13 protein-coding genes and 2 riboswitches are annotated in these 14,760 nt (G+C 48.6%); of the genes, 5 read left to right on the top strand and 8 right to left on the bottom strand.

What is annotated here, in order from left to right; genetic code table 11:
• Nucleotides 1–6: 6 nt before the first annotated feature.
• Entirely contained in the window at nucleotides 7–1,281 is a 1,275-nt protein-coding gene (locus K1I37_RS14285; RefSeq protein WP_021294996.1) for an MFS transporter, read from the bottom strand.
• 745 nt (nucleotides 1,282–2,026) lie between these two features.
• On the opposite strand from K1I37_RS14285, the gene K1I37_RS14290 reads away from it, so the two are divergent.
• Nucleotides 2,027–3,253, top strand: a complete 1,227-nt coding sequence (locus tag K1I37_RS14290) for an IS256 family transposase (RefSeq protein WP_206920083.1) — start codon at nucleotides 2,027–2,029, stop codon at nucleotides 3,251–3,253.
• Nucleotides 3,254–3,273: 20 nt separating this feature from the next.
• Here the strand turns inward: K1I37_RS14290 and K1I37_RS14295 are convergent, their stop codons facing one another.
• The gene (locus K1I37_RS14295; RefSeq protein ID WP_242215921.1) at nucleotides 3,274–3,741 is read right to left on the bottom strand and encodes a GNAT family N-acetyltransferase; all 468 of its coding nucleotides are present in this window, start codon (nucleotides 3,739–3,741) and stop codon (nucleotides 3,274–3,276) included.
• A 218-nt stretch (nucleotides 3,742–3,959) separates the two neighbouring features.
• On the opposite strand from K1I37_RS14295, the gene K1I37_RS14300 reads away from it, so the two are divergent.
• On the top strand, nucleotides 3,960–4,433 hold the full coding sequence (locus K1I37_RS14300) for a GNAT family N-acetyltransferase (protein ID WP_021298279.1): 474 nt from the start codon (nucleotides 3,960–3,962) through the stop codon (nucleotides 4,431–4,433).
• A 157-nt stretch (nucleotides 4,434–4,590) separates the two neighbouring features.
• A complete protein-coding gene (locus K1I37_RS14305) occupies nucleotides 4,591–5,475 on the top strand; it encodes a methyl-accepting chemotaxis protein (protein WP_021298280.1) in 885 nt (294 codons plus the stop codon).
• 90 nt (nucleotides 5,476–5,565) lie between these two features.
• On the opposite strand, the gene K1I37_RS14310 is transcribed toward K1I37_RS14305, so the two are convergent.
• The 5 genes from K1I37_RS14310 to K1I37_RS14330 all read right to left on the bottom strand — a co-directional run bounded on the left by K1I37_RS14310 (nucleotide 5,566) and on the right by K1I37_RS14330 (nucleotide 12,520).
• Nucleotides 5,566–6,957, bottom strand: coding sequence for a purine-cytosine permease family protein (locus K1I37_RS14310; RefSeq protein WP_021298281.1), 1,392 nt, complete (start codon nucleotides 6,955–6,957; stop codon nucleotides 5,566–5,568).
• A gap of 478 nt (nucleotides 6,958–7,435) precedes the next feature.
• Nucleotides 7,436–7,560: riboswitch (cyclic di-AMP (ydaO/yuaA leader) on the bottom strand.
• Between the two features lie 316 nt (nucleotides 7,561–7,876).
• Complete coding sequence (locus K1I37_RS14315) at nucleotides 7,877–8,497, bottom strand: MBL fold metallo-hydrolase (protein ID WP_021298284.1); 621 nt, start codon at nucleotides 8,495–8,497, stop codon at nucleotides 7,877–7,879.
• Nucleotides 8,498–8,577: 80 nt separating this feature from the next.
• Entirely contained in the window at nucleotides 8,578–9,921 is a 1,344-nt protein-coding gene (locus tag K1I37_RS14320) for a L,D-transpeptidase (RefSeq protein ID WP_021298285.1), read from the bottom strand.
• A gap of 15 nt (nucleotides 9,922–9,936) precedes the next feature.
• The gene (locus K1I37_RS14325; protein WP_021298286.1) at nucleotides 9,937–10,716 is read right to left on the bottom strand and encodes an arylamine N-acetyltransferase family protein; all 780 of its coding nucleotides are present in this window, start codon (nucleotides 10,714–10,716) and stop codon (nucleotides 9,937–9,939) included.
• A gap of 136 nt (nucleotides 10,717–10,852) precedes the next feature.
• The gene (locus tag K1I37_RS14330) at nucleotides 10,853–12,520 is read right to left on the bottom strand and encodes an ABC transporter substrate-binding protein (RefSeq protein ID WP_021298287.1); all 1,668 of its coding nucleotides are present in this window, start codon (nucleotides 12,518–12,520) and stop codon (nucleotides 10,853–10,855) included.
• Between the two features lie 281 nt (nucleotides 12,521–12,801).
• Nucleotides 12,802–12,864, top strand: a riboswitch (Fluoride riboswitch).
• Between the two features lie 75 nt (nucleotides 12,865–12,939).
• Here K1I37_RS14330 and K1I37_RS14335 point away from each other — a divergent pair.
• Together K1I37_RS14335 and K1I37_RS14340 are read left to right on the top strand one after the other, a co-directional pair.
• Nucleotides 12,940–13,338 carry a FluC/FEX family fluoride channel gene (locus tag K1I37_RS14335; RefSeq protein WP_021298289.1) on the top strand — a complete coding sequence of 133 codons (399 nt, stop codon included), beginning with the start codon at nucleotides 12,940–12,942 and terminating at the stop codon, nucleotides 13,336–13,338.
• The gene (locus K1I37_RS14340) at nucleotides 13,335–13,694 is read left to right on the top strand and encodes a fluoride efflux transporter FluC (protein WP_021298290.1); all 360 of its coding nucleotides are present in this window, start codon (nucleotides 13,335–13,337) and stop codon (nucleotides 13,692–13,694) included. Before K1I37_RS14335 ends, K1I37_RS14340 begins: the two co-directional genes overlap by 4 nt.
• Nucleotides 13,695–14,542: 848 nt before the next feature.
• Here K1I37_RS14340 and K1I37_RS14345 read toward each other — a convergent pair.
• The gene (locus K1I37_RS14345) at nucleotides 14,543–14,701 is read right to left on the bottom strand and encodes a hypothetical protein (protein WP_021298293.1); all 159 of its coding nucleotides are present in this window, start codon (nucleotides 14,699–14,701) and stop codon (nucleotides 14,543–14,545) included.
• Between the last annotated feature and the right edge of the window lie 59 nt (nucleotides 14,702–14,760).

Consider the following 14,760-nt stretch of genomic DNA (forward strand, 5'->3'; position numbering starts at 1 on the left):
AAGCAACTAGACCTGCGGTGTATTCACGCCGCTGACCTGCAGCCGCTTTGCAACTTTTGCAGGTGCAGTTTCCTTAATGGCAAATGCGATAAACGCACTTAGTAACGATCCGCCCGCAGCAATCCACAACGGCGCAGTCAACCCATAGTGGTCAGCTGCCATTCCACCGATAGTTGGCACTGCGGTCCCCCCAATAAATTCACCAACCAACTGCACCAATCCAACTGCGGTACCTACATATTTCGGAGACAGAGATTCGCTCGGAACGACGACCATAAACAGAGGAAAGCAAGCCTGCCCCGCGCAGGTCAAAAATCCGATGATACACATCGCGACGACGGACCCATGGACGAGGGCAAAACAGACTGGAGACAAGACTGCAATACAGGAAAACAAAATCAGTGTGGGCTTACGTCCCCATTTGTCGGAAATCGAAGGGCCAACAAATCCCCAGAAAAAAGTGCCAAGGCCCATAAATGCTGTGATAACGCCCATCTGGGTACCGGAGAACTTATCGTACTCAACTAAAAAGGTCGGCGCAAAGGTCGTAAACGCAAACAGCCAAGTCATCATAAACACGGCTATCAACATAGTTACCCAGACATTTCTGGTACGAAAGACAACCGGGTAATCCTCCCGGCGAAGCCGATGTTCGTGCGCGGCCAATTGTTCTTTCGACATCCTCCGATTCGGGTCTTGCATCCAGAACAGAAGCACAAAAAACATGACCAGCCCGGGTACGCCCGCCAGATAAAAGCCTGCATGCCACGAGTATTTTGTGGCCACATACGTCAAAACCAATGGTCCCACCGCGGAGCCTATCAATCCCAGCGAACTCTGCACAAAGCCCATATTGAATCCGCGACGCTTCGGCTGTGAGTCCGCAACGACAGAGGCCTGAGCAATCGGAAGTACAGGACCTTCGGATACGCCCATCAAGCCGCGAATCAGCAACATCGAGCCAACGCTTCTCGCAATGCCCGTGATGAAAGAGAAAATAGAGAAAGCCAGCGTTATCGGCAACAACACTTTCTTCCGTGATCCGATTAAGTCAGATAGCGACCCGAACACAAAGCCGGACAGCGACCAGCATATCGCCAATATCGATGTCAGCAACCCGAGATCTGCATTGCTCATCTTTAATTCGGGACCAAAAAACGGGAACAGGTAGGAAACACTGAGCCGTTCCATAAAAACGAACCCAAACGTAAAGAACATCATCAATACGACACCGTTTTCATAGCGGAAAAATGATGGTTTGTCTTCCTCCTGCTGATTCACTCACATATCCCCCCTCATAAAATGATTGCGCTTACAATACAATCTAACAACACGCAACTTCAGTAAGATACGATCATCATACTGATTATCTACAATATCGTCAACAATCTAATGTACAAGTTGCCGAAATTGCCAAACGAATCACGAATGCCACGCACAAGGTGGGTGCCCCAGCAGACCCCCACCTTGCACCTATGCCCACGTATCTATTTACCAGTAATCATATCTTCCATACGCGCGATTGACGCACGGCCTGCACGTTACACGTCCAGATGTCGCGCTACATTAGACACGATTTATGCCCTATTTTCGAATAATCGGTCGTTTCAGTTTGAATAAGACACGTAAAATGCTCTATCTACTCAAAAGCTGCCCCACAAAAGCAAAAATCAGGGGATTAGCGCATTTTTGATGTCTTATTGGAGCGAATTGACGTGCATGTGTCTTATTAAGACAATTTAAGACAACCCTGCCGCCGCGGGGCAACCCACAGACGCTCAAATAAACCCCGAAACTCCCGTGCTCCCCCATCTACGCCAACCATTCGCGCTTCAACAAAGAAAAGTGCAATTGGTCTTGAATTTCATCCCCCATCCAATAATGTTCACGAATCGTTCCATCCAAATGAAATCCAAAGCGTTAGAGTCTTAGGTAGTGGTGTAAATTCCACGGCTAGATCTTGACGAAAAAGCCATCGAGTGCAATCTACTAAAAGTGTCGAGCAAATAGTAGAGGAGGCACATCGATGGCTTCTACAGACAAGATCGCACTTTTGGAGTTAATTCGCAAGATCGGATTAGAAGATGGTGATGTCGATTTTTTGAAGGAAGGGCTGAGAGTCCTAACCCAGGCGGTGATGGAGGCTGAAGTGAGCTCTTTGATTGGCGCTGAACGGTATGAGCGCAGTGAGAAACGCAGCAATAGCCGTAATGGTTACAGAGAACGGGAATGGGACACCCGTGTCGGAACGATTGATTTGCAGATTCCGAAGCTTCGGAAAGGAAGCTACTTCCCCAGCATGCTAGAGCCTCGGCGGAAAGCTGAGAAGGCGTTGCTGTCCGTTGTTCAAGAGGCGTATGTGCATGGTGTGAGCACCCGCAAGGTGGACGAGTTGGTTGAGTCTATGGGCATTCAAGGAATTAGCAAGAGTGAAGTATCTCGTATCTGCAAAGAGTTAGACGAAGTAGTGCAGGAATTTAAAAACCGCCCACTTGAGGGGACATACCCATATCTATGGTTGGATGCGACATTCCCGAGAGTCCGTGAAGGCGGACGAGTTCAGAGTATGGCATTTGTAATTGCAATTGGCGTGCGAGACACCGGTGAGCGTGAGGTGTTGGGGTTTGACATTGGGACTAGTGAGGACGGCTCGTTTTGGCTGACATTCATCCGAAGTCTGGTTGCGCGTGGGTTGCGTGGTGTACAGCTGGTAATTAGTGATGCTCACGAAGGACTGCGCAGTGCGATTGGCTCTGCGTTGACCGGAGCGACCTGGCAGCGCTGTCGAGTTCATACAATGCGCAACATCCTCAGCCAGGTGCCTAGAGCGTCGCAACCGATGGTCTCGTCTATTGTCCGGACCATATTCGCTCAGCCAACACAGGAAACAGCCAAACAGCAACTGGATGTGGTTGTAGAGCAACTTCGTGGAAAGTTTCCAAAGGCGATGGATGTCTTGGAACGTGCAGAGGAAGACGTGCTAGCGTACATGGCATTCCCAAAGGAACACTGGAAACAGATATGCTCGACAAACCCGCTTGAGCGCTTAAATCGTGAACTCAGGCGACGCTTCGATGTCGTTGGTATCTTCCCGAACCGAGAGTCTGTCATTCGTCTAGGCGGAGCAATCCTCCAGGAACAGAACGATGAATGGATTGTAGCAAGGCGCTACTTTAGCCGAGAGTCAATGGCAAAACTCATGAGCACTCAAGAACCGCAATTACTGGCGCCAACGTCAGTTTTGCATAAATAGCCGACACGAAGTGGTTGCACTCAATTTACACCACTTGACGGGACACTACCTCCAAAGCGGTTGAGAAGATGAATAGACACCTGATTCCCAGAGGCCGTCGTCGCATACAACTTATGCAGGTTCCATTCCGCATCCTCAAACATCGCATGTAGAAACTGACGTAACATGATACGGCCGAACCCCATCCCACGGTTCATTTGAGGAAGATAATAGCCCAATTCAGCACTACGATTTCGCGGATTAAAGTCAAAGGCAGTTATTTTCCCACACAAACACTCATCGCGTTCATCCGATACGAGCACGAAGGGGCGGATAACTCGCCGTTCGATTCGTTCTACCATCGAATCGATATAGTCGTGCAAGTCTTTGACCGGTGCTACTGGCCGACAAGTATACCAATGACGATTCGCCTCCGACACATCCCACACCCTCAACTTCGCGATGATAGCCTTATCCTCTGGCGAAATTTCTCGCAAGTGTAAATCCAACCAATGACCTCCCACTCGGGTATGCATCCAATGTTTTGTTCAGCCTAAGCCGCCAATTTGCGACTCCCCGCGCTCACTTCACGTTGTTCAGTAGGATAGTAGAAGTGTATCGAATGATTTACACTGACGATAGACAAAAAAACAAAAATAATCACTCAAGTTAGATAGCAAGTAAAATGAAATCAACGAAACGTCATCTTGAAAGCGAGTGTGAGAGCGTGATAACCTTCCGCTTTGCCACTGTCTCCGACACAAACCTCATCCACGAGATTACGCAAGATGCTTGGGAAGCGTACAAGAACATTCCAGGTTCCTCCAGTGCGCTGAACGAAACGCCTGAACAGATTCGTACTATGTTAGCCACCAACGACTCCACGGCAGTTCTTGGCTATGCGGACAGCGAACCCGTATTGTCCGTTCGCCTTCACCTAGAGGACAACTACCTCCTGTTTTCACGCCTTGGTGTGCGAAAGGCACACCAAGGTCGCGGCTACGCCAGGATGGCCCTCGCGTGGCTCGACGAATATGCCAAATTGAACCACATCAATGAGATTCGTTGTACAGTGCGGGCTTCCATACGCCGGAATGTACAGCTCTATGAATCCGTTGGCTATCGAAGAATTAGCGAAGAATTGTTGGAAAAGGAAAATGGCGTCACATTAATGGTATGGACCATGACAAAAAACATGTAACGGAAGGCACTAGTACGAAATAGGTAGATTGATAAGTCTATATCAAAATTTCACAATCGAAATAAACATTCACAGAAACCAATGTACAAATTCATCCTTGGTAGTATATCTTTAGATCAAACGAACGATTAGCGCGCTAAAAGCAAGGAGACTCGATATGCTAGCGAATGAGACTATCGAAGTGAATGAGAAACTTAACCTGCATCCAATGATTCAGATGCTTATACACCTTGGCCCCATGTTGACGGAGTTGTTTCCAGACGACGTCACGGTAGGAATCTCCGACACCACAACGCTCAGGATATCCATTCCCGGGAAAAAATTCTCACTCGGACTAGAACCAGGCTATCGTTTGACACCTGGGGATGGGATGTTTGAGGCGGTTCAAACCGGCAGACCAGTCAGAATGGCTGTACCTAAAGACGTGTTCGGTGTGCCGCTCATTTCAAGTGCAATCCCGCTTCGTGACGAACAAGGCACTGTAATTGGCGCCATGGCTGTTGGCGTAAACATGGAGCGGTATGAGCATCTCTTTTCCATCGCGTCGACATTGTCCACCGCCGTGGAGCAAATCAGTGCAACTATCCAGGAACTCGCGAGTTCCACCAATGTGTTATCCATCAACATGAACGATATCTCTGCTCAGTCAAATGAAGTTCGGAAAAGTATCAATAATATTAACCACATCGCGAACACGGTGCGAGATATCTCTAACAAAAGTAAAATCCTAGGACTCAATGCGTCGATTGAGGCGGCGAGATCGAGTGAGTTCGGCAAAGGATTTTCCATTATCGCACAAGAGGTTCGGAAGTTAGCCGCTGATTCGAAAGAACAAACCGATATTATTCACGAAACAGTCCATAACATTGAACAGTTAATACACAGTCTGACTGAATCTGTATCAGCCATCAACCAAGAGACGGACAGTCAATCAGTCGCGGCAGAACAACTGGCCTCCACGATACAAGAGCTCAGTCAAAGTGCCAACGCGTTAGCAGAATACGCGCAAAACATCGTCTCCGGTACACATCAAGACAACTAGGCATCGACGCATAACGCAGGCACCCGGCAATGAATGCATCCGTTTCCCCGCCCTGGGAACAGGCGGGGAAACGGGGACGCAATAGATTCGTTACGCATCATTCACTACTGCCTTCGAACGATACGTTTTGCTTGTGGATGGTGATTTGATTTTCATCGCAAAGTAGTAGATCACCGCAGGTAATATCAACGCTACAATCCAGGCTATGTCCGCGTGCCCTATTGCTTTCGAAATCGGCCCTTCGTAAATTCCCGATACATTCATAAATGGAATTTGGGCGATCACGGTAATGACATAGGCGCCAATACAAATCCAATTGAAGCGCCCATACTTACCGTTGATATCAAATATGTCTCGGACGCTATATTTCCCGCGCCGCAGGAAGTAAAAATCGACGAGGTTAATCGCGCTCCACGGAACCACAATGTACTGGAGCATCAGTAGAAAATCGTTGATGATGGTGATTAAGCTGCCTTGTCCCACGATGCCAATCCACGTTGCAATCGCATCAATGATGCCCAAGATGACAAAGCGCTTAACCGATGTAATTTTAATCTCTGTGAACGGTTCAATCGTCGTAACTGTGGCCATGAATGCACAGTACAAATTCAAGACATTGACACCGAGAATCCCGAGGACAATGACGAGATAAAGAATCGGCGCCAGCGTAGGGCCAACGAGTGCTGCGAGAAATCCATTCGGATTGTCGCCGAACTTGGACGATGCGGCGATTAACAAAACGCCAAGCGTCATCGGCCAGATGGTTCCGATGACACCGCCTGCGTACGTCCATCCAAACGTCGCCTTCGAGGACGTATTTCTGGGCAAGTATCGGGAATAGTCCGCAACATATGGCGCGTACGTCAACAGCCATGTGGCACAAATACTCAGCGCCATCAAGAATGGCCCGGCTTTAAACGAGGTCATCGACCAACTATGCTGCGGGAACGGCAACTGCACGGCTTTGACTGTGATGTAAATAAAGAACAGCCCGAATACGATGGCAAAATATTTTTCAAGTGTGTGAATCAAATCGTAACCGTATGTGGTGACCACCAATGTGACACCATTTAGCACGACCATCGCAAGCCAGACTGGGACGCCGGGAAGCGCACTGTGAATCGCTTGTGCGCCAAGCAATCCGCTGTAATAGACGGAACCGACATACATCACCATGACTAAGGCCAAAGGGATAATCGCGCCAATGACGCCAAATTGCGCCCGGCTTTGAATCATCTGCGGGATGCCCAATTTCGGACCCTGGGCAGAGTGGGTGGCCATAAACAATCCACCAATCAAATTGCCAACGACGACGGCCACCATGGCCCAAAACAGGTTCAGTCCAAGCGAAATCGTCGCTGCACCAGTCATGACTGGCGTCAGCTGCATATTCCCACTGAACCAGATATTGAACAAATTACGGACTTTTCCGTGCCGTTCTTCATCTGGAATATACTCGATACTTCGTCGTTCAACATTCACTTGTAAACCCCTCCTCAGATGGAACTGATTTACTCAGGCGACATCGGAGTACAGGTGCATATGTGACTCGGTAATTTGCGAACTCGATCACAGTGTGAAGGTCGCCCTGTCACGATTGATGACATAGCGAAATAAATCATCGACAAAATTATGGACATAGTTGTTGACATTCGAATGAAAACGTCCGGTACGCGAGAGATGGACAGGATCGAACAAACGGTCGTTTGATATGGAGACAAGTTTACATAGACGCACATATTCTCGTGTCAATAAATATGACAAAGGTCAGACATGCGCCTGCCGCAAATGTAGGCGCTTCGCAAGAGGGCTCGTATCATCGTGATTGAGTCACTGATGTGAATGTGGACGAAGTCAGACGAAATCGTCGTCGTGGAAGAGGTAAAGGGGGACTTTTTGGTGGAAATATTTCGGTCGGAAACACTTGTAACGGAAGTGATGGAACTGAAACATGGTATATGGCTCCTCTCAATACGCTTACGAGGTTAGCTGTCGGGTTAGGGTAGAAAGGGCACCCCACGATAAACGTCTCACCCCAAAATTGGTTCCCCCGCTTCCCAAAAGGGAATTCAGCGCTGTTCAAAATTCTTAATCTTTATTTACCATACATCAAATCGACATTTGCCGCAAATTTGACGGCAAATTCACTCACTTTTCACGAAATCATACAGTTCCATGACGTCCATTCCGGAATTAGGCGGGTATACGCGGTCATTTGACATCATCGGGGCATACGGTACGGTGTACGACTCGCAAGAGGTGCTGCAAAGTGGATATCACATACACGCGTTATTTAAAACTGCTGGCCATTGGTGCCGCAGCCGTCGCATTCGTTCCAATTCTGTACGTGTACTATCGGCGATTTTGACCGCGGCAGTCCGATGAGGCACGCGCCTTTCCCTCAACCGAACAGGCTCGTTCGCTTTACGGGTTCCCCGTGTGCTGGGCAAACCCAGTCAAATTGAAACGATTTGAGCTTGTCTATCGAACGAGAAACTGCTTGCGAATTCCAGGACATGATCTTGGGAGAAGGCGCTAATTTTCCATTCTTACTGGTGACCAAGTCGCCAGCAAATAGCGTATCACCATATAAGAATGACACATGTCCAGGCGTATGTCCCGGTGTTTCAATGACTTCAATATCGCCAATCTTGACGCCTGGTTGATAAACGCGATCGACCTTCGGCGTGGTCACCCGCACCAGTTTCCCAATCAGGCGTTTAATCCCGTGACGCGGCAGGTCGCCATGGATGTACGGAACATCCTTCTCCGGTGCCCAGAGCGTGCTTTGGGATTGTTGTTGTAAGGCGTGGGCGTTGCCAATGTGATCGACATCGTGATGTGTCAACAGAATATGCGCGATGTCGTTGATGGATATCCCCAACGTCGCCAATTCGGCAATCATCTTGGCTTCCCGCTTTGGCATGCCAGTGTCAATTAACACCGGCTCCTGGCCCAACACCAAATATACGTAACTTCCCTTGGTGCTCTCGAGCAAGTGGACATTTTTTGCGATTTCCATTCAATTAGCTCCTTCTAAAACCATCCATCTCCCGAATTATACTACAGCCGCACTTCGGGAGATAATTGACCGCCCGCCATCTACGTGACATTCCCCGTACTATTCGAACCGATACTCGTCGCATTGTTACTTGTCGCATCATTGCCCGTGGCGTTTGACGTGCCAGTACTACGCTTTGGCGGCGTGCTACTGCCACTTGAAGTCGTTCCTGCTGGACTGCCTGAACTAGATCCGGTCGTATTTCCCGTCGAGTTACTCGACGTGCTACTGTTGCCCGTCGCGTTCGTACCGGTTTTCCCTGACGTCGGATTGGAGTCACTTGCCCGGTTTTGCCCGCTCGCGGAATTCCCGCTCGTGTCGCTCGTTTTCGACGGCTTCGTAGTCTGCTGTCCCTGGCCACTCGTCTGTTGATTGTCGCCTGTGGTAGATGTGGTAGGCTGCGTAGAAGGTGAATATTGCCCTTCCACAGTCACCAACGTGCCATAGTCAATCAACGACCACACCGCTTTAGCATTGTCTACCGGCAATTCAACGCAGCCCACGCTCTGCGGAAATCCATAGGAGGCGCGTTGAAAGCCGTGAATGGCCTCGCTGCCATTGTAGTAATTGATATAGGGAACGCCGGGATCGACATATTTTGTTCCATCTGGATTCGTCCCTCTCATCGTCTGCGACACGAGTCGCTCGTAAACAGCAAACGTCCCATCCGTAGACGGTGCGCCGGCGACGCCAGTATTTGCAATGGACTGATACACCCACTGCCCTGCCTGCCAAACACGAAGTTCTTCAGGTGCAGGATTCTCCGTTACCAGGACGTAGGTATATGGCCGGGCGTCTTTCATTGCATCCTTACTCAGTATCGCCTGCCACACCTGTTTACCCACCATTCCGTCTATCGGCAGATGATTGTCATACTCCACCGCGATAACAGCGCCACGGGTCATTTGTGTATAGGTATTTGCAGACCACTCCGATAATAATTCAGCAGGGACATTTTGATAGCGCCACTGAAACGACACTTGCGGTGGTGAATCCAAATTACTTAAGGCAATAATCGGCTGCGCCGCAGCGCTGATTGCCACGGGCAAGTATCCCAACTCTGCAAGGCGTTCATTGAGTGCAAGTACCTCTGGTCCTGTCATGCCGAGCCCCAAGGACGGATACTGCGGATCCGTTGCACCAGACGCCGATGCGGACGTGCCATTGGTCGACCCTGACGCAACTGCATCAGTTCCATTGTTTCCTTTATTTCCTTTCGAGATGGATACAGTCGTCTGATTTGCGGAACCGTTATCCGTGATACCATGCAATGATACGGAAGTCGACACGACGTGGCTCAAATGGCCAAATTGGCCACACCCTGTCTGACTCAATCCGAGGAATACAAGTGTTCCTAGCATATATAATTTTTTACGTGGATGCATAGGGCCCTCTCCTCGTCACACAACTTCAATATTGAAATAACACTTCAGTAATTCGTTACGTTCGTCATCAGACAAGATTGGCCTCGTTTTCTTATCCGTGCCTTTCGTCTCAATAAACGTATCTCGAGAAATGGTCACGCGCCCATCCCGGGTTGCGAGAGAGACGATGAGTCCTTTCGTAAAAAACGACGCTGGAGACGTCTGCTGAAAGACATTCATCTCTTGAAAGTCATCCATTTGTCTCGGTGTTCGCGTGAAACAAAATTGATTGACCCAATCATTATTCAGTTTCTTCTGAAATAAAAGAAGCTGTGAATCTGTATCTGACGTAATCCGGTACTGTCCGCTCACATCTGTCATTATGTCTCCCGACAACGGTAGAGGCCTGCGGGCGGAATCCCCAAATCCGACATCCACAACATAGTCTTTATCCAGATGAACCATCAGAACCATGTGATCAAATTCAGGGCCAAACGATCCGTCCTCACGCCGAACCCTTCCCGACAAAACCGTTACCTCGAAGCCCAGCTGTTTCAAACACCATGCGAGCAATCCATTGAGTTCGTAACAATACCCGCCTCGTCGCTTCACGACAATCTTTTCATATAAAGCATAGAAATCGAGTTCTATCGGTTTCTTATCTACGATATTTAGATTTTCAAATGGAACAGTAAGCATATGTTGCGCTTGAATCATCAGAAGCGAGTCGTAATTGACTTCCAGTTCTTCAAAAACACCAATTCGTTCTAAATATCGCTGCACACGACGTTCGCTGAATGCATCCTCTTGTTGCAAAACCATCTTCCCCCATTCGAGTGAGAGGCGTACGCACACAGCCATTGTACACCAAAAAATACGCCCTCCACCGGATTTTTCATCCGCCAGAGGGCGTAGCGTAGATGTAATTCTAACCAATCATCCAGACAACACATCACTTCGAGACTGGCTTGAGATGCATAATCACGATTTCCGGCGCCGGCCACGCCCATGGTGCGGGCGTCACGTATGGATTATTCGCGTCTGGCCACCCAGTATACTTATTATCCCGATACTCATCCCCTTGAATTCCATAGACAACCGGAATCACGGGAAGCTGTTCGGCCAAGACCTTCTCTACGGTATAGATATCCTGTTTTTGTTTTGTCGCATCTGTTGTTTTGGAGAAGTCCGTCAACGCGGCATCCACCGCAGGATCACTAAACTGCTCATAATTGTACGCCTGATTCGTGTACAACAAGCTCTGAAAGATATAATAAGGATTTGGCCCGGAATTGGAGGTAGACATGGCCAACTGGAATTTGTGACTCTGCAATTGGGCCATATAGGCGCCGTATTGTTCTTGCTGGACATTGAGCTGAATTCCCACCTGTTTCAATTCCTGAGATAACAGCGAGGCGTCTTCGACCCAATCCGTCCAACCGGAAACCACCAGCAAAGTCAAGGACAACGGCTTTCCACTCAGGGAGACGAAAATGCCCGATGAATTTTTCTTGAACCCAGCACGCTCAAGAACCTTTTCAGCGGCGGAAGGATTATACGTGAACGCTTTGTCCTTCTGCGGCAAGTTGGGATCAACCCAACTGCTCATTGTCGGTAGAATCCCGTCTGGCTGCGCAACCTTATATAATCCATATTCGCCCTTATTCTGAATATCTTCGCGATTGATTGCTAGACTAATCGCCTGTCGAACAGCGGCGTTACTCAACAGCGGATCCTTAAGATTTGGCACCAAACTGACAATCGCATCCGGTGGAAACCAGTAGTGGTTATCGCTGCTCTTGTCCACGTAGTTCTTTTGAATATTTTGCATAATTGCGCCATCCCAATCTAACGTTCCTTCTGACAGCGCCATGTTATTGGAGTTATTATCACCGTACGCGGGAATATCGACCTCCGGTACGGGTACCGTCCCCTTATAATAATTCGGATTGGCCTTATACACATACTCCTGCGAACTAAACCGTTCAAGTGTGAACGGCCCCGTACCAATCGGTTTTGGATTGCTGAACTTCGTCGGATCACCCACAGACGACCAGATGTGCTGCGGGACAATGACTTGTTGCAGGACGTACATCGCAAACGGCACGTCTTCACTCTTGAACTGAAAGACAACCGTACTCTTTCCCTGCGCCTTCACGCTCGATAGTTTTTGCCACACGCCATTTAAGTCCGCGGCCGGGAACTTCTTTAATAAGTCAAACGTGAATACCACATCCTGCGCGGTAAATGCCTTTCCATCCGTCCACTTGGCCTTCGAATTTAACTGAACCGTTAGCGTGGTGTTGCCATTGCTCCACGTCTTCGTGGTCCCCAATATTGGATATACCTGCGGTCCCACTTCGTTATAATAAAATAATGGCTCATAAATAAATCCGCTCGTTCCATCGTCCGCGGATGCCGAAAACGGGTTGAAATTTTCCGTAAAATTCCCTTTTGGCCCGGTAGACATCACCAACGGTTGTCCTTGCGTCGCCGTGACACCTGATGCAGTGCTCTTCCCACTTGGAGACGAGTTCGCGTTCGTTCCACATCCCACCAACGAAATCGCCATCATCGCTGCTGCGCCCAGTATAAACCCGCTTTTGACATGTCTGTGCACCGTTTATTCCCCCATAACCAGTTGGTCAAACTCGCGTACGACTTAGAGACACACCCGAACAGAATGGATGCGCTTTCATTGATGAGAGGTACATACCAAGCCAAAGTATCCGCTCTGATTTATTTATAAATTAGGATAATATATATTTGCAACACCTAATTTTTTGTTTTGTTAGGTTCCATGCCCCTGCTGATATCCTCCGTGACGAAAAAATTCTTCTGTTTATCAATTCGTCCAAGTCCCCCCTGCCACTCTGGGCGATTTTCCGGTATAATGAACCTAATCGCATCGGTGATGGAGCTCACCATTAACCGCCCGTAAGGGATAATGGCTCCTGCAAGGAACTGCGCTATACGCAGTTTTTTGCAGGAGCCATTTTATTTTCAAAGACCGGTGTACAGAAAAGGAGGAGATGTTCAATGAACATCCTTGCGATTTTTATCGGAGGCATCATTGGCGGAATGCTTCGCTACATACTGGGACTCATCATCCCGGAACCCAATCAATTTCCACTGGATATCCTCATCATCAATTTAACCGGATCACTTGCCTTAGGATCCCTCTACAGCATCGCAGCACTGACCCAAATGCGACTTTGGCTGAGAAACGGCCTTGGTACGGGCATCATCGGATCGTTCACGACTTTTTCCACATTCTGCACGGGAGCCATTTCGCTAGCGCAATCCCACGCGCTCCTGGCGCTGATTTATGTCCTAGTCAGTGGAGGAATGGGTCCGCTGCTCGCATACGCCGGTGACCGTATCGTTCTATTCATTGGCACCAGAAGAAAGGCCATTGTGGAGGAGGTTTCTGCGTGAATGCTTTGCTTCCTGCGCTTGCCGGTTTCGGGGCAGCCGTCGGATCCGTCGCCCGATACGGCGTTGGCCTCCTCATTTCCAATGTAAATAAAACACCATTTCCATGGGGGACCTGGATCATTAACATGGCTGGGACGACGCTATTAGGCCTGTTCACACTCAGCCTAAAAAGCCACTCCCCTGATCTATTTACCCTATTAGGTACAGGGTTTTGTGGAGGGTTCACGACCTTTTCCACGATGTCCGTTGAAACGGTCAACCTATTCCGTAGCAGTCGACTCATGAGTATATTTTATTTATTTAGTTCGCTAGGATTTGGACTTATTCTCGCCTGGCTCATCAAGTTATGGGCGTAAACGAGCTGGACATTCACGAATAGGACATCGGTGGGGCAACGACGAGTTCATTACGCTGGCGCGCATTTGAATGAAGTCATCGCCCTACCGTATCGCCTGGGCACCGACACGTCATTTAGACGCCTTGTTTCGAATCAATCCTCGTATGGCGACACCAAGAACCAATATGCATACCGTCATCAAGCATTGGAATGTAACAACGGGGGCGTCATCTAGCCTTTCTACAAAACTTTTGATACTGGGAATACTAAACGTGATCGATGCAGATGCCCAAGCCATCATCCCCGCACCCATTGGGAGTATCCACCACTGCTTCTGAATTTGATTCGCCAACAAAGTGGTAACACACACGAAGATTGGGATGCTGGCAAAGGACGAGATCGTGATCCACAGTCTATCACCTTGAAGCACCGACCCAAGCCATAGGATATTATCGAGATTGCCGACAAATGTGAACAAAAATAATCGCACAGTCGTGGCAAACACTCTACTGGTATACCTCGGTTGACCTGTATTTAAAACACGGATGGACATCCAGGCAAGCAATAAAATGTCTACAGAATCTCCATATGAACATCACATCATTTTGAATCGTGTTTGATTGTCCGCTCCCTATAATGAGGAAGTCATGAAGAGATATAAATGCCAGAAAGAGGGGAAAACAACATGACACTCAAAATCAAACCTTTCGCTGCATCTATCATCTTACTCGCTTCAATGGGACTCGCCGGATGTGCTACAACGGCAAACAACACATCGACAAACCAGACCTCAGCTAGCAATGCAACCACGACAACGCATAGTAGTTCTGCAAGCAACAAGGACACGAAAGATAAAAAGGACGCGAATCACAGCGTGAAATCCGCCGCCAAGGCCGGATCGACAAAGACCGGATCGACAAAAACGACTGAAACAAGCAAAACGACCACATCCGCAACCAAGACAGACAGCAAACAGGATTCCTCAAAGACAACGGCCTCCAAAACCGATAAAGGAACAACGACCACTTCGAAGTCCACGTCCACAAACAGCGGTTCGAAAGCAAACTCGACTCAAAATGCTACAT

The sequence above is a fragment of the Alicyclobacillus acidoterrestris genome, from assembly GCF_022674245.1.
Taxonomy (GTDB): domain Bacteria; phylum Bacillota; class Bacilli; order Alicyclobacillales; family Alicyclobacillaceae; genus Alicyclobacillus; species Alicyclobacillus acidoterrestris.